The following is a 21941-nucleotide window of genomic DNA, read 5'->3' as shown; positions in this document are numbered from 1 at the left end:
TAAGAATGTTTTTTTCATATTGTTATTCCTCCTCGTTGTTTATCTTACATATCCACTATAACATCTGTTTTTTGTCATATTTCTGGTTCCAATTCCCAATATAAATGAAAGAATAGTTAAAAAACTGATAAAACATTGAGAGGTAAAGGCTGAGCGACAAGTATAAAGGTTTACATGCATATGTTGAAATACCATATAAATCCATAAAAGAATAATATTACATGGATAAAACTATTGACAATTTTTTTGATTGCACTTTTTGTTACATCTATATTACGATTAGATACACAGCAGAAAAAAACTTGTTACTTCGTAAACTTACTGTAGTTTAGCTTGTGATATTGTATGATTAACTTTTATTTTGACGTGACAAACTGCCCTTACATAACATATTAGCATGTAACAAAAAGGAGGTTTGCACGATATATGCAGTATCAGCAAATGGGCACTACACAAGCTCAGGATATCGCTAATTATCAGCAACTTTTTATGCAACATGCCGCACTAGCAGAGCATTACACACGTCAGATGATGGCTTTTGCAAGTAATTCTAGTTCTTACTATAGATATGCTGAGCTAGTTTATTTTCATAAATCAAGAGCGATTAGATACAAAGGGTTATTCTCTGCTACACCGTTTATACAATAGAAATAATCAGGTGGAAAACATTCTCCACCTGATTATAACGGTTTATAAGTTATTGAATATTATTTACATAACATATAGAAACCAAAGGAGTGAAATAAGTGGATTCAGTTATTTTCAAAGAATTTACGTTAAACAATGGTATTAAAATTAAAAATCGATTTTTCAAAGGTGCAATGAGTGAGGCTCTTGCAAATAAGCATCATCAACCTACTGAAGCAATTTATCGTTTATATGAAACGTGGGCGCGTGGTGGTACGGGAATAGTTGTGACTGGTAATGTCATGGTGGATAAAAAGGCATTAGGTGAACCGAGAAATGTCGTTGTTGAAGATGAAAGTATATTACCTTTTTTAGAAAAATGGGCAGAAAAAGGAACAATAAATGATACACACTTATGGATGCAATTGAATCATCCTGGCAAACAAGCTCCAAAAGGTATTGTAAAAGAAACAGTTGCTCCATCCGCGATACCTTTGCATGAAAGTTTAAGTAGGTTTTTTCCACACCCTAGAGAAATTACAAGCTCGGAGATTTATGATTTAATTCGAAGGTTTGGTAACAGTGCTAAACTCGCAAAAAAAGCAGGGTTTACTGGTGTGCAAATTCACGGAGCACACGGATATCTTATTAGTCAATTTCTATCTCCAAGACATAATCAACGTAATGATGAATGGGGAGGAGACATTAATGGTAGAATGAAATTTTTGATAGAAATATATAGAGAAATACGAAATCAAACTGGATCGTTTCCGATAAGTGTGAAGATGAACTCTGCTGATTTTATGAAAGCAGGTTTTACTGAGGAAGAAGCGATATATGTCGCTAAACAGTTAGAAAAAGAAGGAGTAGATTTATTAGAGATTTCAGGAGGTTCATATGAAAATCCTCAAATGACAGGTAGAAGTGTGAAGGAGAGTACAAAAGTTAGAGAAGCGTATTTTCTTGATTTTGCTGAAAAGCTTAGAAAAACAGTACATATGCCATTATGTGTTACAGGTGGATTCCGGTCAACAATTGGAATGGAAAATGCAATACAATCTAATGCAACAGATTTTATTGGAATTGCTCGTCCACTAGCAATTTATCCAGACCTTCCACATTTAATTGCAAACAAAAGTCTTCAAGAAGTCGTCTTATCTCAAAAGAAAATCGGGGTGAGAAGCATTGATAATAAAGCACCCTTTGAAATGATATGGTATTCACAGCAAATGAAGAGGTTAGGGCAAGGGAAGAAGGTTAAACATAGTCATCCCGTCTGGCTTTCACTACTTCAGGCGGTGTTGAAAAATGGCAAGGAAGCTATACAACAACAAAGAATAAAATAACAGTTTCTTTAACTTTGTTGTTAATGTTCTTAAATTTCAGCGTTCTTTAAAAATTTTTGTCCTATACTATAGTGCTTTTTCTCACTTACAGTTTGTATAGTATTTAAAAAAGAAAAGATGTTCAAATATGTTAGCTCTTTCGTGTTTAGCTGTTATTACGAAATTAACACTTATAACGATGACAGCTTATTTATATGTATTAATACGAAAACAACAAATAAAAAGAACCATCTCTATTTTTATCTGGAGACTGGTTCTTATGCTTGTGCTTATAAACTAAGTCTTTCTTCGTTTTCGTTTTCCGTGTTCTCATATCAGCAAATACAAAGGGGCTCCTGTTTTCTTCAGGGTTCCTTCTTCCTTCTCTTATTGCTTTCAGCCGAATCTTTTTTGCTTTAGATTGTGCCAAAATAATCACTCCTTTAAGAATATTTGTTCTTTATTATAGAGTAAAATAGAGAAGAGCTCAATACTTTACTCTAACTATATATTAGTTTTTTTCTTAGAGAAAAGTGTTTTTTATTTCATTATTCTTTTTCGTTTACTGTGTTGCTATTGTATTAAAATATTTATGAAGAGGGGAATCAACAAAAGACCCAATAATGATTAAATTGATGGAAAAGGGATTCCAAACTTTTTAGAAACCTAAGAATAATGGAATTAACATTAGTTTGGGGGTGAGAAAACTACCATGTGACTTAGAAACCACAAACCATATGTACTATAATGGTTAATAAGTCTTTAACATTTATTCTTACAACAGGGGGTTTGAAGGTGGTTCATATACACCTTAACACAACATGAAAATACTAAGAGCATTTGGGATATTAATCTTTTTTATTTTCGTAATTCTTTACATAATCATTCGTTTAGGTATGGAAAGTAGTACCTTTTTTCAAATCGTAACGGATATATTACTGTCTGTTGCTGTACTATTAACCGTAATGTCCATGTTTCTTAAAACAAGAAAGAAATGAACTCGTTATTGTAATTTTGCTCATTAATTGTAGACTATTGTATGATGTTGAATAAAAAGCTTATCAAAGAAATGAAGATTTAAAAGTGAACAAATGTAATTAGTACATAATATGGAAGACTGTATGGTGTTGTCATACTTACCGTCTTCTTTTTTTCTTTATTATGAAATTATACTGTTCACTATTTTTCGTACGGAATAATTGCGTATAAATGAAGTATTCTTGGCGATTTTTGCTCATTTTAAAAAATGAGTGCAATAGCAACAAAAGTAAAAAAAGATTTATGGTCATCATAAAGTTAGAATTAAATTTAGAAAGAGTCTATGTTGTTTTATTGCATATTTTCTATGCACAGTTTGTATATATGAAATATGGGCGGTAAAACTTTGTTTAGTACCTTGCATTATTCAATACTGTATATTATCATTAAGTTGTGGTAAATATTAGAAAATATAGGTAGTAAATTTGCAATAACTTGAAGGAAAGCAAAATAGGAGGTGCATATAGTGAATGTACAATTTAAAAAAGGGGTCTTAGAATTATGCGTCTTACTTTTAATATCAAAAAAAGATCAATATGGCTATGAACTTGCTCAAAATATATCGAATAAAATTCAAATGGCAGAGGGAACTTTATACCCATTACTTAGAAGGCTAACGAAGGACGAATATGTTTCAACTTATTTAGCAGAATCGACGGAAGGACCACCAAGAAAGTATTATTCATTAACAACTAAAGGAAGCGACTATATGACTATTCTAGTTGAAGAATGGCAGCAATTTTCGAAGGCGGTCAATTTATTTATAGAGGAGGGATTAAATCATGAGTAAACAAGAATTTTTAACTAAGCTTGAGCGATTGTTAAGGCGTGTACCAGAACATGAACGAAAAGAAATGTTATATGACTATATAGAGCATTTTGAAGTAGGGCTAGATAATGGAAAGAGTGAAGAGGAGTTGATAAATGAACTCGGTGACCCAGAACAGATTGCGCGTGATCTTTTGACAGTCTACCGTGTTGAGCTAGCCGAAAAAGATAAGTCAGTTTCAAATATGATGAACGCAATTTTTGCTACAACAAGTCTTAGTTTTATTAATATTGTATTTGTATTGGGTCCTGTATTAGGTTTATTAGGTGTATATATTGCGTTATGTGGAGTTGCTATTGCGCTAACACTTTCGCCAGTTTTACTCATAGTATCGTTACTATTTAATGGTGCAGTAGGGAGTTTAGCTGTTAACTTCTTTGTGGCAATCACGTTATGTAGCTTAGGTTTATTAATGGGGATAGGTATGATAAAGGTCGGAAAGTATCTATATAATATTATTCTCCGCTACATTAAATTTAACATTCATATTATAAAAGGAGGTCAGACAGTATGAAAAAACTGTTACTTGGGTTACTAGTAGTATTTCTTATAGGAATTGTTGGAACAGTTGTTTCAGTTAATACAACAGGAGGCCTATCATTTAATACGGTAACATTACATGATAAAAAAGTAGTTCAGAATGAAGAGATAGAAAAAATTGAAATAGATTTTACATCAACTGATATAGAAGTTTTACCTTCTGACGATGATCGCTTTACTATTGAGGTGAATGGTAAAGTAAGTGAAAAGCTGAAAGATAAATTTCAATTAGAAGTAGAAGAAAAAGATGATTTGCTGAAGGTAAAGTTTAAAAATCCAGATACTTATTTTCATATTGGTATATCTATAGTGGATACTACTGTATCAGTATTTTTGCCTACAAAGTTATATGAATCAGTTACAGTACACACAGCGTCAGGTGATATTGAAGCTGAACAAATAAAGGCTTCTCAATTTAATGTATCAGCAGCATCGGGAGATATTGAAATAGGTGGCATAGAAGCTGATCGAATCTTTGTAACAACTGCATCTGGAGATATTACAGTAGATGATCAGCAAGCTGTTCATTCATCATTTAAGGCATCATCTGGTGATATGATTTTAACTAATGTGATAGGTGATGTTAAAGCACATAATGCATCTGGAGATATTTCTATATTTAATGATCAATCTTCTGGTAACATTACCGCAGATGCTTCAAGTGGTGATGTAGATATTAAATTTGTAAAGTCCCCGTCATCTCTATACATTAATTTTAGAAGTAGTTCAGGTGATGGAATAGTTGAGCTAGATGGTGTGAGCTATGACGAAAAATCTGATGATCGGATAATTGGCACGATTGGATCTGGGGATCATGAATTAATTGTTGATATTTCTTCTGGTGATTTCACACTCCGGTAGTTCTTATGATATTCGTTTAATTTTGTCCGTCGACCGATAAACAATCTGAATTGACCGATAAACTAAAAGATTTGACACATAAATGCAGAAAATTAATCTATAAACTAAAGGATTTGAGCTGTAAACACTTTTAGTTGATCAATTTCGTAGTAATGTATGACCTCCACCACTATAACGCAGTGGGGGTCATACCCCTTTAGCACCCAAAAATTTGTTGCAACATAGGGTCTACCTCTAGAAATTGCAAGGCTTGCTGCCGATACTCTTCATCATGCAAATATGTATATCGATTCGGTTTAATTGTTGGAGCGATTTCAATGGCTTGTCGGTATTCATCTTTATGTAAGTGTAAGGTTTTTATATATTCAAAAAAGCCAGTTCTAGTAAATACTTTCATCATTCGTTCTGCACGATGACATTGTACATTAGCCATAATATATGTAGCGAGGCCTACTTGAATCCCATGCATTTGTGGTTCAGTGGATATTTTATCAAGTGCATGAGATATAAGATGTTCTGAACCACTAATAGGAGAACTATTGCCACTTATCGCTGTTGAAATTCCACCCATAGTCAAGGAACTAATTAATTCCTTTAAAAAAATGGGGTTACTTATTTCATTCATCGGGGTCCGTATAAAGCTATTTACAGCTTTTTTACTAAGCATTGATGCAAAAGCGCTAACAGAACTCACCCCATGGTTTTCTTCAAATTCCCAATCATACAATGCAGTGATATTTGACATTAAGTCACCGATACCTGCTAAAATGAATCGCTTAGGCACTTGTTCTATAATTTGCAAATCAGCAATAATACCATAAGGGACTTTTGCGGGTACCGTTGTTTTCTTGCCATTAACCTCGATAGAACAATTACTGCTTGCAAATCCATCATTGGACGCTGAGGTAGGTATACTTATAAATGGTACTCTTCTAGAAAAAGCAATATATTTTCCATAATCAATGATTGTTCCACCGCCCATTGCCAAAACGACTTCATAACGTTCCATCTCAAAGGCAGTTTTGATAAGTGCTTGTATATGCAAATTACTTGTTAACAGTTTCATATCTAACTTCAACGTTGTAATCGATTGTTGAATGGTATCTTTATATGTATGGTAAGTAAAATCATCGAAAAGAATAACCCCATTTGTAAAACCATGCTTCTGTAAAATTTGTTCTAGATGTAGCGAAGCCCCTTGCCGTATTTCCAAAATAGCTGGGATAGGTATAGAAGTCACAGGATTGATCATTGAGATATCATTCCTTTATTCACCAAATACTGTTCAATTTCTGTAAATGCTTCTACAGCAACATATGATAATTTCTTTTCACTTAATAAATCCTGTAGGCCATTCTTTGCAAAAGTGATATCTGCGTGTGCAGCAGGATGGGAATCCGGTTCACTATCTCCTGCGAAAAACACAAGGTCATATTGTTCTTTTAACTCTTGAATTACTTTTGCTTTATCAATACCGTACCGTTCAGAGTAATGTCTATGTTCTGGTTCAATATTTAAATGCACATTTCTATCTTGATAAAATCCTTTATTAGAAAGCACTTCTACGTCAGATACATGATATTTCTGTAAAATATGTTTTATGTAATAGTCAGTTCCTGCACTTAAAATATAAAAATCACCACCGTTTTGTTGAACATGTTCGATGAATGTAGGTACGTATTCATCAATCGGAATAGCAAGAATATCATCAATGATTTGTTGTTCTTCTTGATGGATGGATGTAAATACTGTTGATAAGAAATCAATATCCTTTATATCTCCAGCCTTCCATTGCTTCCGTAGCTCTTCACCATGTGTAAAATATTTTTCGATGACGATATAATAAAAGTCTTTTTTCGAAATTGTACCATCGAAATCGGAAACAAATGCCCATTTTTTCATTATTATTACCCCCATTTGTTCATGTCTTTTTTGTTGTTTTCGAATGAATAAATTATTGGCTTCACTATAGTATTCTCTATGATTTGCTATGATATATCATCATAACATAATTCATGCTTGGATAATGAAGCGTTTGGATTTCTCAGAAAAAATATAGTAAACTACTAATATTATTGTAGTTTACTATCCGGTTTAATCTGTTCGTTTTTGAAAAAATCGATAGCTCCATATTAGACCAATAAAAAATAAGATTAATACTATATACGCTGGTAACAGGTGTATAAAAGTCGTATAGCCGATCGCTATATGTATTGAAATCCCAGTTATAAAAGCTGGGATGCCACCAATGAACAAAGTCCACCATACCCATTTGTTACCTTGTTGAAATCCCCATAAAGATACCGTTAACACTAACAACCCGACACTAAATAAAGCACTGCCAAAACCAGCACGATCGTGGGCGATTACAGGGGTTAACCGCTCATTAAACATTTGAATAACTTCAGGTGGCATGCAAATATACAATAAATCTGTCGCTACAAATACCGATGTAACACCAATATAAGAAATAATAACTCCCCCAAGTACAAATGAAAATCCTAACATTACAAAAGCAAGTTGGCCAAATAAACTTTGCTTCCATATTTTATGGTTTTTTGTATTCGTAGAAGTAGGGGTATTAGTAAGTCCTTTCGTTTTTAAAAATCCTAACACGTAAAAGGGTAAAAGTAGTAGCCAAAACAGCAGATGAAGCCAATCAAAATAACCATACCCTATAAATAAAAAGATGCCGAGAAATCCTGTTATAGCTGCTAGATCAATCGCTTGTTTTGCCCATAGCAACCCCTTTTTAACACCGTATGAAGCTAAATTCATATAAACAATGCCACCTGAAATCATTGTTCCAGCAAGCGTCATTCGGTCGTGAGACATAAATAACAGAATTCGTTCATTAAAAATCCAAATTGATTCCTTGTTCATTCGTAAGAACTGTTCATCATATGGCAACAGAACAGACGTCAAGCTAATAATAAGAGCGATTATACCACCTATGAAAATAAATAAACCGAACAACCAATAATATTTCCAACCTAATTCGGGTGTTATTTTTTCTTGTCTAGTTGTTAATACAGCTTCATTTATCCGCTTCGTTAAGCCTGGACCTGCGAAAACATAACCATTAGATAGCATGATTAAATCTGCACCAGCTTCTAAAAGCAATAAGGCGTCATTAGGCTCTTTAACCCCTCCAACCGTAATAATAGGTTTTGTGAACTCACTTGTTTTCAAGTATCCTATTTTTTTTATCAGATCGTCTGTAATATTTGTAGTTAACCAATCCTCATCTAATACAATACCATCGAAAGTCTCAAAGAAGTCGAGCGTGTGATCATTGAGAGATTGAATTGGTGTTGCGACGTAAATGGGTTTAGTCGTAGAGAAAATGTTCTCATTGATCGCCATGTCTGCTTGAATGATAAAAACATCAGCTAGCTCATCTAATTCTGACATCAACGTGTTAAGTTCTTGTTCATTTCCAACTAAACGCATTAATAGTTTCTGTTGTGGCTTTAGTTTATGTAATTTTCGTTTTGTTGCCTCAAGTCCAATGGATTCGAAGTCATTAGAAAATGTAATATCCTCTTCCTGAAAGTTTACTACTGGGGGAGTTCCTTTCTTTGAGGCTATCGTGATAGGCCCAATCTCAAGAAAGCTAAACCCCAAGTTGGAAAAGGCTTTTGTCCCAGAAAGCATAGGGTCTATTTTTCCAGATAAGCCAACAGTGTGATTGAAGTGAATATTGCTAACTTCTGTCGTAAGTAGGGGTGAGGATTCTTCTCTTCCCAAAAAGTTTATAATATGGTGTCCACCTGGGAGTGAAGCAACCATGTTCATACTTTTATGAATAAACTCACGAGAGGTGGTGGACGACAGGTGTTTTATTACAGGTTTAAATATTTGATGATAAGACCAATCTGGCATCACTTCAACCCCCAATTTATGTTCCTTATTTAATTTTACCACCTCAATAGGGGAAAGTGTTCCATAGAATGAAGTTAACAGAAAAGAAATGAGATTGTATATTATAAAATTATTATGTAAACAACGAATTTAAAATATTTAATCAATTATTTTATGAATATAGATAAGAAAAGAAACGTCTATTTTTTTCTTATAAATTGTTGCTAGTCGTTTTTAGTATAATCACGCACACATGCTCCGTTCTTGAGATCTTTTCAACTGAACAACGATGACTAACATATAAAACCGCTTTATTGGTAGTAATTTGGGACAATTGATAACCAAATATCCATAAATAATCTATGTTATCATAAAGGTATACTATAAAAATATTATGTAAACAAATATAAGTTGTCGTGTTATTATTTCTTAATAGCAAACGTAACTGCACAATAACATGTTAGACTATTTTTTAAGTTTTTTTCGTAATGCTGAAATGCTAATTAATAATAGAAGCAAAATTGGGAGTAAGAATGCGATAATGAATTCAGCCGAACGAAGAAAATAAATCCACTTTTCTAATTCAACTTGTGTATCTACTACAATTGTGCATAAAAAAGAAACGAGCAATAAGCATATGATCGAAACCCTTGGAGAAATTTTAGGTATTGCATGTTGGAGTAATTGGTCGGCTCCCCAAAAAAATACAATAATCGTAATGAGTACTTCAAATAAAAATAAATGGATAACAATCCCTTCAACTCGCGCTATAAAAGGAAACTCAATATACTCAAACATCGTTAATAACGGATACGTTTCATTTGATAATTGTCCATAGCTAAAGAAACCAAATGAAATCAGACACGTTATAGAATAGATGAAAGTAAGTAATAATTGGGAAAATAAAACTGGCTTAAAAGCTCCTTTTATTTTTGCGAAATAGGGTATTAAAAATAATGACATTTCAATACCCAAGAAATGCAATGCAACTTGATTACCTTTTTTTAATAATTCTTTCTCTCCTTCAAAAAGAAAGGGTGTCAATCTTGTTAGTCTAAATTCTCCTAGATTGTATCCCAATACGAAAACAATTAAAATTGTTATAAAAAAAACAACCGTAGCTTTTGCAATATGGTATATACCACTCCTAACGAGCCAGTAGGTGATAAATAAAACCATAATTACAAATAATGATGCTGGCATTGTCGGATAATATTGCATACCTATTATTAATTGAAAGTTTTTAGCTATTAAAATGCTAAGTGAACTATAAATTAATGCAATAATAATATAAAATGGCTTTACTAAGAAATTTGGTAAATGACTATTAAAAATCTGGAAGATCGATTTACCTTTACTATAATGAAATACAAGCCCTATTAATAAAATATTCACAATGAAAATCATTGATACTATACTTATTCCGATCCAGCCATTCGTTCCAAAAGCTTCTGCTGTAACACGAGGTAAACTAAAAATACCTACACTAATTTGGGTCATGTAGATAAGGATTGCAACTTGATAAGGAAAAAGTTTTTCTTGCATGATTGTTCTCCTATGTTTTGTAACAGGAAATATTTATTATTTATGTATAGTATTAACTTAAGAGGTAGAAGATATGTATTTTTATACAAAGATTATGAAAGCAACTAATAAAAGGACTAATATAAGTGTCTTTTCTGACTTATATAGTCCTTTTTATTTGTATGATTATGATTAATAATCAACTTAAATTTTTAATGATTCTATTGAGTGATTGTATAACGTGTGTGTAATGCTCATCAATATAGTGCCTATGGGATGCTGTGAAGTTTTTCGTTCGAGAAGGTTGAGGCAGCTCACCTCCTATTAAACAAAACCATTGCAATCATATATATCTTTTTATTTGTGTAATTTAGCAAAAGCATTGTACATCAATAATTAGGCAAATGATCTATCATTCATTAAGTAGAGCGATTGCTTTTTTCTTCGTTTCGCTTTGGATATGTGCATAAATTTGAGTTGTTGCCACAGATTCATGTCCTAATAAATTTTGAATCGTTAATACATCAACCCCTTGCTGAGCTAGCTCTGTTGCAAAACTATGTCGGAGTTTATGTGCAGTAATATGTTTGTATGTCAAAAATGGCAGGTGTTCCTTTGCTCTAATTAGATGCCGATTGATCATCTTTTGTACTGCACTAACTGAAATTCCGAGTTTTAGTTTTTTCCATTTAAAATCATAACCGACAAAGAGTGGATCATTTGGTTTTTTGGGACGAATGTCTTCATCAAGCTTATGTAGATACAATTGTATATTGTTAAGTGTGTCGTCTGATAAGGGGACACTTCTTTGTTTACTACCTTTACCGATGACTGTAATTTCCTTCCGATGCCATGAAATACTATGTACTTGTAAGCTACATAATTCTGAAATCCGTAGTCCTGTCATCATCATTAAGTGAATGATTGTAATGTCTCTATATTTAAATAACTGTTGATAAGATTTCTCTCTGTTTGATTTATAATTATCTTCGTTATTGATAAATGTTAATAATTCACTACATTCCTGTTTTGTTAAGAATACCGGCTCAGAACGTCCTACTTTAGGTCTTTCGATCCCTTCAATTGGGTTACTTATAATTACATCTTGTTGCTGCAAATAAGAGAAGACAGATTTTAACGCTGATAATTTTCTATTAATTGTTTTTGGATTATTTTTTTTTTCAATCGCAAGATAACGAACGTAATTTCTAACGCCTGAGGGCTCCAAAGCTATAAAATCATCCAACGTAATGTCATTCATATTAAGCTCAATACTCGCTTTTTCGATCACGTACTCGAAGAAAAACTTAAAGTCGTAAATGTAGCGTTGAATGGTATTTGTTGAATAGTTTAAAGAAATTCTACTTATTAAATATGCCTGTATAAATTGAGGCATGTTAGAAAAATAGTGATAGTTTTTTTCGACATCACTATAGTCATTGTTAATTGCTAAAGTTTGTAGTTCATCTGATTGATTAATTTTATGAAAGATTGACATAATCGTTCACCCTTAACTATGAGTCTTAATATTCGAATATATAGTTCTGTGAAATATATGTTTCATGGAACTATTATATAGAAAGAATATTCAAACGTCCATACTTTACGTTTCAAATACATAAATTCCATTAAAAAGGGTATATTTTAGCTGTAAGAGGTTTTCGCTCGCTTTAGACGTATAGTATTATAATTGGTTTTTAGTAATCTTATATCCAAATCTGAAAGGTCGTTTTTTTCGAAGGAAAAGCATTGTCACAAATTAGACAAATTATATGTGATTCAAATCACAAGGAGACGTCTTAGTTTTTACTATAATTACATTGTAAACGATAATAACAACTTGACTAGGAGAGATAGAAGATGCTAGATCAAAAAACAATCGAAATTATTAAATCAACAGTTCCAGTACTTGAAGAGCATGGTGAAGCTATTACAACTAGATTTTATGAATTAATGTTTGGCAATCATCCTGAATTATTGAATATTTTTAATCACGCTAACCAAAAACAAGGTAGACAACAAAAAGCATTAGCTAGTGCAGTATATAATGCGGCAAAATATATTGATAATTTAGAAGCCATTATTCCTGTGGTGAAGCAAATTGGCCATAAACATCGAAGTTTAGGAATTACAGCGGAACAATATCCGATTGTAGGAAAGCATTTGTTATTAGCTATTAAAGATGTGTTAGGTGATGCTGCGACTGACGAAATAATGAATGCATGGGAAACAGCATACGGTGTGATTGCAGATGCGTTTATTTCAGTTGAAGCAGATATGTATCAAGAAGCTGAACAAAGCCATGGTGGTTGGAAAGATTTTAGGAAGTTTATTGTAGATAGAAAAGTTAAGGAAAGTGATGTTATCACATCTTTCTATTTAAAACCAGAAGATAAACAAGCTATTTCTAGTTTTATACCAGGTCAATACATTAGCGTAAAATGTAGTATTGAAGGTGAAGAATACACTCATATTCGCCAGTATAGTTTATCAGATGCTCCAAATAAAGGGTATTACCGTATAAGTGTTAAAAGAGAAACTGGGCAGGGCGACATTCCTGACGGTAAAATTTCTAATTATCTTCATGATGTCGTACAAGAAGGAGATATATTAAGTCTTAGTGCCCCAGCTGGTGATTTCGTACTTAATACTGACCAACAAAGTGATGTTGTCTTATTAAGTGGAGGGGTAGGAATTACACCAATGGTAAGTATGCTTAATACGATCGCGGATACTCAACCTGAACGTAAAGTTACTTTTATCCATGCAGCTATTAACGGAAATGTTCATGCGATGAAAGATGAGGTAAGTGCTGTTACGACAAAAAATGAACATATTTCAGCGTATTATAGCTACAATGCTCCAACGGTAGATGATATAACTAATAATGCCTTTGATCATGAAGGTTTCATTACACTAGATTGGTTACAACAAATAGTTCATAACACAAACGCTGATTTTTATTTCTGTGGTCCTCTTCCATTTATGAAAACAGTGTATCAGTTACTAAAAGAAATAGGTGTACCACAGGATAAAATTCATTATGAATTCTTCGGCCCTGCGAGTGATTTGGAAGGATAATGTTTCAACTAGAAGAAGCTTTGAGAGGTAAGTTGAATGGTTTACTCCTCATGATCATAGCCGCCGATATTAATAAAAATAACAAAAATAACCGCCTACTTAGCAGGTGGTTATTTTGTTATGGAAGCACAGTAGCGAGACCAGGTGTGTAAGATAGATTCCATTGTTTTCAAGATCGTTATTTTCAGCTCCAAAAACAACAATCAAATGCTACAAAGCCTCGTATAAAAAAATAGCACATAGTTATAGCAGAGATATGTAGTTTGTTTAAACTACTGGTTTGGCGAACTATAGTTTAATAATCCTTAGTAAGCTAATTTGGTGTGATGGATATATATACGGCTTTTTTCGGAAACTATGTTAATATGGTCACCAAATTAGCATAGTAAAAGGGGGTTAATACATTTAACGTCGTTCTTTAATGAGAAAATGCTACGGTCCTTAGTTGTGTACGTTTCTACTACTTGATTCTGAAAACAACAATTAATTCGCTAAAATCCATAATCTACTACAACGGCGAGTTCGTTTACATAAGGTATATCTTTAAAAACTAAAATAAGTTTAGGTTATTTAATCCACGGTTAGAACTTAATTAGGTGTAAGAAATACAAAGATGGGATGAATATGAGATGAAAATATTGATTGTAGAAGATGATAAAACAATTGCCTCAGGACTTGAATATTCTTTGCAAGAAGAAAACTATGCTACAATTCTTTGTCATGATGTTGCATGTGCGAAAAAGGTGGTCACAAATCAATTAGACGAATTAGCGTTATGTTTGTTTGATTTATCTCTGCCTGATGGCAGCGGGTATGATTTATGCCGTATCGTAAAAAAACAAGCTGATGTTCCTGTGATCTTTTTAACTGCGGTTGATGATGAAGTTAATGTAGTAATGGGTCTAGATATGGGGGCAGATGATTATATAACTAAGCCATTTCGTATTCGTGAGCTTCTTTCAAGGATCAGATCAGTTTTACGAAGATACGAAAAGCAGACACAGACAAAATCTGTCATTACAATAGAAAAGGTTCAAATTAATACAAATGAGGGAAAAGTGTATAAAAATGGGGTGGAAATTGCCTTGACAGCTTTAGAATATCGTCTCTTACTTATCTTCGCTAACCATATCGGTCAAGTTCTTTCAAGAAATCAGCTATTGGAACAGATTTGGGATGTTGCTGGGGATTTTGTAAATGATAACACTCTAACCGTTTATATTAAGAGGCTACGTGAAAAGCTAGAGGATCATCCCCAAAAACCGACGATTATTAAAACTATTCGTGGGTTAGGGTATAGGGTTGGTGAGTAGTTTGTTACGTCATAAAGAGATACAATTGTTTTTATTTATCATGTGTTTGATTAGTCTTTGTGCAACGACCCTTGCAGCTTTGTTATCAATTCGTGCAATGGTACTTATTTTCATATGTTCAGTATTGTTAGTTGCTAGCAACCTCATTTTTACACGCAGGAGATACCAAGAAATAGAAACGCTCTCTCATTATTTACGCCGAATTAGCTCAGGTGATTACACTCTTGACGTCCGTGATAATGAAGAAGGTGAGTTAAGTATACTAAAGAACAATATTTATAAGGTAACATCGATGCTATCGGAGCATAAATCTCTATTGCAACAAGATAAAAGCAAGCTAACTGATGCAATTTCAGATATTTCCCACCAGCTTAAAACCCCACTCACCTCAATGATGGTAATGACAGATTTGTTAAGTGATAATGAGCTACCAACAGCAAAAAGAAATGAATTCACTCATAATCTACGTATTCAAATTGAGCGTATTGAATGGCTTGTTTCCTCATTATTAAAGATATCTAAAATCGATGCAGGGACGGTTCAATTCAAAAAAGATAGAATAAACGTGAAAAAGCTAATCCAAAAATCATTAGATCCTGTTTTGATTCCGGTGGATATTAAAGAACAACAATTATCAATTAATGGTGAAGGTACAACCTCTTTTATTGGTGATCTTAACTGGACAGCCGAAGCAATTATAAATATATTAAAAAATTGTGTGGAACACACTCCTGACGGTGGTGCAATCACCATTTCTTTTTCAGAAAATACGCTGTTTACTGAACTTATCATTGCTGACAATGGTAAAGGGATTCCAAAGGAAGATATACCTTATATTTTTAAACGGTTTTATAAAGGAAAAAATGCGAATACCGATAGTATAGGTATTGGTCTAGCCATAGCTTACAGTATAATTACTAGTCAAAACGGTGATATCGAAGTTCAGAGTAAAGTAGGAGAAGGGACACGCTTTCTGATTAAGTTTTATAAACAAGTTATATAATATCAGTAGGTGACTAAATTGTCATTTTAGAGTCATTGCATAGTCATTTTAGACAGTTATATTAAAAGTACGTCGACTTCTTGGAGGTTCTACCATTGGAAATTTTAAAAATAGATAATCTGTCTAAAATATACGGTAAAGGTGACACGGCAGTTAAAGCACTTGACCATGTTTCTTTTTCAATTAATAAAGGTGAATTTGTTGCAATTATTGGACCGTCTGGATCTGGGAAGTCAACACTGCTCCATATGCTTGGAGGTGTCGACAGACCTTCAAGCGGGAAAGTACTAGTCGATAACACCGATATTTACCAGCTAAACGAGACTCAATTAGCTGTTTTTCGACGAAGACAAATAGGCTTAATTTATCAATTTTACAATTTAATACCGATATTAACCGTTGAAGAAAATATTACGTTGCCATTATTACTTGATGGACATAAAGTAGATAACAAGCTACTTTATGAGATAGTTACGACGATAGGACTAAATAACCGCTTAGGTTATTTACCTAATCAACTTTCAGGTGGACAACAGCAACGAATATCGATCGGAAGAGCATTAATTAGTAATCCAAGCATTATGTTGGCGGATGAGCCGACAGGTAACTTGGATAGCAAGAACAGCAATGAAGTAATAAATTTATTAAAATTGTTTAATAAAAAATATAACCAAACATTGATCGTCATTACACATGATGAAAAAATTGCTTTGCAAGCAGATCGAATTATATCTATTGAAGATGGAAGAGTTGTCAAAAACGAGGTAATTCGTCCATGAATATTATTAACAAACTAACCCTCAGGCATTTGAAGAAAAATAAAAAGCGTACGATCGTAACCATTATTGGGATCGTTATTTCTGTTGCAATGGTGACGGCTGCAGCGACGCTTACGACATCATTTATAAGTGCCCTGCAAGAAAATGCGATGGAACAAACTGGGGAGTGGCATGTTGTCTACAATGATGTTAATAAAGATCAGATTGAAAGTATTAAACAGGATGAAAATATAAAGGCAATGTCACTTGCTAATGATGTTGGGGCTGCTCTTTTAGAAGGAGAACAAAACAGGAGTAAGCCTTATTTATTTGTAAAAGAATACAATGAGCAGGCATATAACCAATTTCCGTTTCAATTACTTGCTGGAAGATTTCCGAAAGCAGATAATGAAGTCGTTATTTCTAAAGATCTCGTAACAAATAGTGGTGGAAAATATGAAATTGGTGATCATTTTACAATAGAAGTTGGAGAACGATTTGTAATTGATGAGAGTGGTGAAGAACCACTAGACCAAATGGTACCATTACAAAGGACAGATGGAGTTAACATTGAAACATTAAAAAATACACAATTAAAAACTTATACAATTGTTGGGGAGATTGAAAGTCCGTCGTGGGATACAACATTATCTACACCTGGATATATGATTATAAGCTATTTAGATGAGAAATCACTTATAACAAACAAAGAAGTTGATGCATATATCGTTCTAAATAAAGTCAGTCAATCTTTATATGATACCTCAAGTTCTTTAGCTATAAAAAATAATATCAAAGCTGATAAGATCCAATACAATACTCACTTGTTGAATTATTATGGAGTGACAGGCAAAGGAAACTTAAGAATGACAATCTTTGCTTCAGAAATCATTATTATAACGGTTATTGTAGTTGGCTCGGTAGCCTTAATTTATAATGCCTTTACGATAAGTATTGCTGAACGTGCTCGATATTTAGGAATGTTAAGCAGTGTTGGTGCAACAAAGATTCAAAAACGTAATTCTGTTTTGTTCGAGGCAGCAATTGTCGGCTTCATTAGCATTCCGATAGGTATGATTACAGGGGTAATAGGTGTAATTATTACGCTCTCAATTATTAACACATATATACAACAATCTTTAAATATAGGTGAGAAACTATTAACGCTAACCGTTACGCCAGTGTCAATGTTGGTTGCAATTGGTGTTTCACTAATTACAATCTTCATATCATGTTATTTACCAGCTCGGAAAGCTTCAAAAGTTTCAGCTATTGATGCCATACGCCAAACTCAAGATGTCAAGCTAACAGGTAAAGAAATTAAGACATCAAAAATTGTTCGGAATTTGTTTGGAATTCAAGCTGAAATCGGTTTGAAAAATGTAAAAAGAAATAAAAAAAGATACGACATAACGATCTTTTCTTTTGTGGTGAGTATTATCCTTTTTATAACGGTTTCTTTTTTTACCGATAATTTACAAAAATCGATAGAACTATCACAAAGGAACGTTAATTATGATATTCAAGTAACAAATATAAATGAAGATACAACAATGTTAAAGTCTCTATCTACGCTAGATAATGTGACGAGTGCTAGTATTGTAAAGACAATGCATCTATACTCATGGATTGATGATAATATCGTACCTGATGATTCAGAAAAATGGATTGGTCCAACAAATAAAAAAGAAGGTGGAAAAATCCTCTATAGAGTAGACTTAAATGTACTAGATGAAGATAGCTTTATTGAATATGCTAAATCAATTAATGTAGATCCCGAAAAGTTGAAGAATTCTGATCAGCTTAAAGTGATATTGATAGATACATTTAAACACCTAGATGAAAAGACTCAACAAGTAATTGAAGAAAAATCTATTTATGTACAACCTGATATGAAAATAGGTTTAATTGACAAAGTTTTTGGAACAGGTAAACAAGCAGGAGAAACATTTATAAATTCTGTGCAAATAGCAGCCGTCACTGACCAATATCCAATGGGAGATATTACGATAGATTTCCTTGAATTTGAAATCGTCATGCCAGAAAGCTTAGTGGAACAACTGTTTCCTAGTAGTTATGTTCAAGATTTTTTTACGGATCTGTACTTAACATCTTCCGATCCAATGACAACATACACTGAAATCGAAGAGCTAAATGATGCCAATTTCTCTATTTATAGTTCTCATGTAGAACAAAAGCAAAACAAACAGCTGATGTTATTAATTAAAGCATTTTCCTATGGATTTACAATACTCATAACAGTGATATCAGTTGCAAATATATTTAATACGATTTCTACTAGTATTGCTTTACGCAAAAGAGAGTTTGCAATGCTAAAATCAATTGGTATGACCTCTAAAGAGTTTAACAAAATGATAAATTATGAAAGTATCTTTTACGGGATAAAGTCCTTGTTATATGGCTTACCAATTAGTATAGTAATCATTTATGCCATTCATCGGGCCATGATGAATACAAGCAAACTTGATTTTACGATACCTTGGATGGATATGATGTTTGTTATTATTGCTATATTTTTAATAGTAGTTGGAGCAATGCTGTATTCCAGTGCTAAAGTAAAAAAAGAAAACATTATTGATGCATTAAAAATGGAAAATATATAGGTTGTGAAGGTAGTCTTGGGAAATCATCTTCCTTAGACTACTTTGTTATATAGATCGAAAATTATCATTGAAAACATACGTAGGTGTTTTTAATAACGGTTTCAAATGTGGGTAGGGTCATATTAATGAATGTCATACAAAACTAATACGATATAACATTTGATTAGCACACGTAGCAAATTTATGCTGTCTAATTTACGTAAAGATACCAATGGTTTCGAAAAGTGCCAATTATAATTTATTTTACAATGGAAAGAAGAAAAATTGCTTTAGACATTTTACGTAAACTGTATTTCTATTCATTTAAATTTAAGCAGATAGATAATTGTTTCATTATTTTAACAAGATTTAAACAAAAACCAATAACAGTAATTTTATCGCGTTTATTTTGTTAGTATGAAAAACACTAGAACAGAATTATCTAGATGTACAACATAGATGATAAAGTCATTGAATATTTAAAATATTTTTACAATGTGTATGGATTCATATACACATAACTAATAAGCTGTTATTACTGTCCATATCTAAATACAATTATTTATCCTTCAAATAAATTGCTGTTTGTATAACACATATGTATATGAGCACGATATCCAATTTGTACATTGACTTCAGGTTCGTTTATACACATTTGCCTTGGCACATATCTTGCAAAATACATACGTAAGAGCGTGGAACAATTGTAATCTTTCAATGGCAACACACACAGAAGGTTGCAATATAGGTTATCGGTAATGAAATCCGTGACTCAAGGCTCACGCAATAATAAGAGGAGGGGAAATTATGAAAAAGAGAACAAGTTGGTTAATGGTCATGTTAACAGTAGTATTGGCAGTCGTACTTGGTCTTGCTGGTTGTAATAGTGAAGGAGCTTCACAGACATCCGACTCATCATCACAAAAAAGTAACGAAAATAGTAGTGATAATAACAATAAGGAAGCTGAAGGTACGAATAGTGAACAAGTTTATAACACCATTATGAGTGAGCCTACTTCATTAAGTCCTGTCTATGCTGCCTATACTCAAGATTTACTTCTCTTAAATAACATTCAAGAGGGGCTAATGAGAAAAGGTCAAGATGGCGCTACACTTGAATATGGCTTAGCAGAAAGTCATGATTTTGAAGATAATACCTATACATTTTATTTAAGAGATGCTTCTTGGTCAAATGGTGAGCCTGTAACGGCATATGATTTTGAATTCGGTTGGAAGACAGTAATGGATCCACGCAATGCAGCAGAGTATGGGTATTTGTTTGAAATTACATTAATCACTGGGGCTGCTGATTTGGTTTATATGGAAATTCCTGAAAATGAGGCTGAAGCTGAGTCATCTATACAAACAGCCAAAGACGCTGTAGGTGTCAAAGCACTTGATGATAAAACACTAGAAATTAAAGTGGATGGAGAAAGCCCAGCTTTTCTAGAGTTACTTGCTTTTCCATCGTTAGCACCAATTCAACAACAGTATTTTGAAGAAGTTGGCGGTGTAGATGTGTATGGGACTGAAGCAAGCAACATGCTTTATGCAGGTCCTTTTGTAGTAGAAGAGTGGTCTCACGATGAAGTAGTTGTTTTAGCGAAAAATGAAAAATATTGGGATAAGGATACGGTTCAACTTGATAAAATCAACATGCCATGGATCTCAGATGATAATACAAGAATGCAAATGTATGAGCAAGGTGATATAGATGGTGTAGCTCTCCCTAGTGATTATATTGATCAATATGCAAATAGTGATGAAGCAACGTTGCGTACAAGAGCAAATACGTGGTGGTTTGTATTAAACCAAGAAGGAGAAGGGCTCCAAGGTGAGTATTTAAGAAATGCTAAGTTTCGTGAAGCATTAGCAATTGGCTTTGATCGTGCAGAAATGAGTCAAGTTGCATGGGGAGGAACGCAGGTTCCTGCAGGTGGTATTATTCCTCCAGGTATGGCAGGTTCACAAGCGGGTGTAGATTTCCGCTCAGAATTCACTGAAAATTCTAAGTTGCTTGAATTTGATATTGAAAGAGCCAAACAACTCGTTGAAGAAGCAAAAGCTGAAATTGGAGAAGATGTACCTGAATTTGAGTTAATCGTTTACCAAAGTGATGATTGGGCAAAGACAGGACAATATTTGCAACAAAAATGGGGAGAAATCGGTGTGCCATTTACGATTAAACAAACGGACTCCAAAATAAGAAGAGCATTGATGGATAGTAGAGATTACCATTTAGTAGCAGCAGGATGGACTGCTGATTATGATGAGCCAAGTACGTATTTGGATTTATTTGTTTCAACAGGATCTTTTAACAAAAATGGATATGTAAGTGAAGAATACGATCAAGTACTTGAAGATGTTAGAGCAACGAATGATATTGAAGAGAAATTTAATTTATACGCTGAACTGGAAAGGATTGTTGTGTCAGATTATGCGTATATTCCTCTATCACATGATGGGTTTTATAGTTTAGAAAGAACATATGTAGATGGTATTGTCACTCATGCTGTTGGTCCAAGATCATCATACAAATGGGCATCGATTACAGAAAAGTAAAAGATATAAACTT

18 protein-coding genes are annotated in these 21941 nt (G+C 33.2%); 12 read left to right on the top strand and 6 right to left on the bottom strand.

Annotated features, from left to right (window positions below):
* Positions 1 to 426 precede the first annotated feature (426 nt).
* Both SLH52_RS14410 and SLH52_RS14405 read left to right on the top strand, forming a co-directional pair.
* Positions 427 to 648, top strand: a complete 222-nt coding sequence (locus SLH52_RS14410) for a hypothetical protein (RefSeq protein WP_320209977.1) — start codon at positions 427 to 429, stop codon at positions 646 to 648.
* Positions 649 to 746: 98 nt separating this feature from the next.
* Positions 747 to 1973 (top strand): NADH:flavin oxidoreductase/NADH oxidase family protein, encoded by a 1227-nt coding sequence (locus SLH52_RS14405; RefSeq protein ID WP_320209976.1) that lies wholly within the window; start codon positions 747 to 749, stop codon positions 1971 to 1973.
* A gap of 199 nt (positions 1974 to 2172) precedes the next feature.
* Here SLH52_RS14405 and SLH52_RS14400 read toward each other — a convergent pair whose 3' ends face one another.
* Positions 2173 to 2382 (bottom strand): hypothetical protein, encoded by a 210-nt coding sequence (locus SLH52_RS14400; RefSeq protein WP_320209975.1) that lies wholly within the window; start codon positions 2380 to 2382, stop codon positions 2173 to 2175.
* 1074 nt (positions 2383 to 3456) lie between these two features.
* Between SLH52_RS14400 and SLH52_RS14395 the strand changes: the two genes are divergently transcribed.
* The 3 genes from SLH52_RS14395 to SLH52_RS14385 are packed head-to-tail and all read left to right on the top strand — an operon-like array spanning position 3457 to position 5220.
* Entirely contained in the window at positions 3457 to 3780 is a 324-nt protein-coding gene (locus SLH52_RS14395; protein WP_320209974.1) for a PadR family transcriptional regulator, read from the top strand.
* On the top strand, positions 3773 to 4333 hold the full coding sequence (locus SLH52_RS14390) for an HAAS signaling domain-containing protein (RefSeq protein WP_320209973.1): 561 nt from the start codon (positions 3773 to 3775) through the stop codon (positions 4331 to 4333). Before SLH52_RS14395 ends, SLH52_RS14390 begins: the two co-directional genes overlap by 8 nt.
* Positions 4330 to 5220 (top strand): DUF4097 family beta strand repeat-containing protein, encoded by an 891-nt coding sequence (locus SLH52_RS14385; RefSeq protein WP_320209972.1) that lies wholly within the window; start codon positions 4330 to 4332, stop codon positions 5218 to 5220. Before SLH52_RS14390 ends, SLH52_RS14385 begins: the two co-directional genes overlap by 4 nt.
* A gap of 196 nt (positions 5221 to 5416) precedes the next feature.
* On the opposite strand, the gene SLH52_RS14380 is transcribed toward SLH52_RS14385, so the two are convergent.
* The 5 genes from SLH52_RS14380 to SLH52_RS14360 all read right to left on the bottom strand — a co-directional run bounded on the left by SLH52_RS14380 (position 5417) and on the right by SLH52_RS14360 (position 12106).
* Positions 5417 to 6472 carry an iron-containing alcohol dehydrogenase family protein gene (locus tag SLH52_RS14380; protein WP_320209971.1) on the bottom strand — a complete coding sequence of 352 codons (1056 nt, stop codon included), beginning with the start codon at positions 6470 to 6472 and terminating at the stop codon, positions 5417 to 5419.
* Positions 6469 to 7122: an MtnX-like HAD-IB family phosphatase gene (locus SLH52_RS14375; RefSeq protein WP_320209970.1), complete on the bottom strand. Its 654-nt coding sequence runs from the start codon at positions 7120 to 7122 to the stop codon at positions 6469 to 6471. Before SLH52_RS14375 ends, SLH52_RS14380 begins: the two co-directional genes overlap by 4 nt.
* A 192-nt stretch (positions 7123 to 7314) precedes the next feature.
* Positions 7315 to 9105 carry a dihydroorotate dehydrogenase gene (locus SLH52_RS14370; RefSeq protein WP_320209969.1) on the bottom strand — a complete coding sequence of 597 codons (1791 nt, stop codon included), beginning with the start codon at positions 9103 to 9105 and terminating at the stop codon, positions 7315 to 7317.
* A gap of 444 nt (positions 9106 to 9549) precedes the next feature.
* A complete protein-coding gene (locus tag SLH52_RS14365) occupies positions 9550 to 10629 on the bottom strand; it encodes a GerAB/ArcD/ProY family transporter (RefSeq protein ID WP_320209968.1) in 1080 nt (359 codons plus the stop codon).
* A gap of 391 nt (positions 10630 to 11020) precedes the next feature.
* On the bottom strand, positions 11021 to 12106 hold the full coding sequence (locus tag SLH52_RS14360) for a tyrosine-type recombinase/integrase (RefSeq protein WP_320209967.1): 1086 nt from the start codon (positions 12104 to 12106) through the stop codon (positions 11021 to 11023).
* Positions 12107 to 12468: 362 nt separating this feature from the next.
* Between SLH52_RS14360 and hmpA the strand changes: the two genes are divergently transcribed.
* The 7 genes from hmpA (at position 12469) to SLH52_RS14325 (ending at position 21928) form a co-directional block, all read left to right on the top strand.
* Entirely contained in the window at positions 12469 to 13689 is a 1221-nt protein-coding gene (gene hmpA / locus SLH52_RS14355) for an NO-inducible flavohemoprotein (RefSeq protein WP_320209966.1), read from the top strand.
* Positions 13689 to 13841, top strand: a complete 153-nt coding sequence (locus SLH52_RS14350; protein ID WP_320209965.1) for a hypothetical protein — start codon at positions 13689 to 13691, stop codon at positions 13839 to 13841. Before hmpA ends, SLH52_RS14350 begins: the two co-directional genes overlap by 1 nt.
* 477 nt (positions 13842 to 14318) lie before the next feature.
* On the top strand, positions 14319 to 15002 hold the full coding sequence (locus SLH52_RS14345; RefSeq protein ID WP_320209964.1) for a response regulator transcription factor: 684 nt from the start codon (positions 14319 to 14321) through the stop codon (positions 15000 to 15002).
* Position 15003: 1 nt separating this feature from the next.
* Positions 15004 to 16005: a HAMP domain-containing sensor histidine kinase gene (locus SLH52_RS14340; protein ID WP_320209983.1), complete on the top strand. Its 1002-nt coding sequence runs from the start codon at positions 15004 to 15006 to the stop codon at positions 16003 to 16005.
* Positions 16006 to 16100: 95 nt separating this feature from the next.
* Positions 16101 to 16784 (top strand): ABC transporter ATP-binding protein, encoded by a 684-nt coding sequence (locus SLH52_RS14335; protein ID WP_320209963.1) that lies wholly within the window; start codon positions 16101 to 16103, stop codon positions 16782 to 16784.
* The gene (locus tag SLH52_RS14330) at positions 16781 to 19387 is read left to right on the top strand and encodes an FtsX-like permease family protein (protein WP_320209962.1); all 2607 of its coding nucleotides are present in this window, start codon (positions 16781 to 16783) and stop codon (positions 19385 to 19387) included. Before SLH52_RS14335 ends, SLH52_RS14330 begins: the two co-directional genes overlap by 4 nt.
* A gap of 786 nt (positions 19388 to 20173) precedes the next feature.
* Complete coding sequence (locus tag SLH52_RS14325; RefSeq protein WP_320209961.1) at positions 20174 to 21928, top strand: peptide ABC transporter substrate-binding protein; 1755 nt, start codon at positions 20174 to 20176, stop codon at positions 21926 to 21928.
* Positions 21929 to 21941: the final 13 nt, after the last annotated feature.

This window comes from Cytobacillus sp. IB215665, assembly GCF_033963835.1.
In the GTDB taxonomy this organism is placed as follows: domain Bacteria; phylum Bacillota; class Bacilli; order Bacillales; family SM2101; genus Nanhaiella.
The sequence above is the reverse complement of the archived record's forward strand: the minus strand, read 5'-3'. Positions and strand labels throughout refer to the sequence as shown.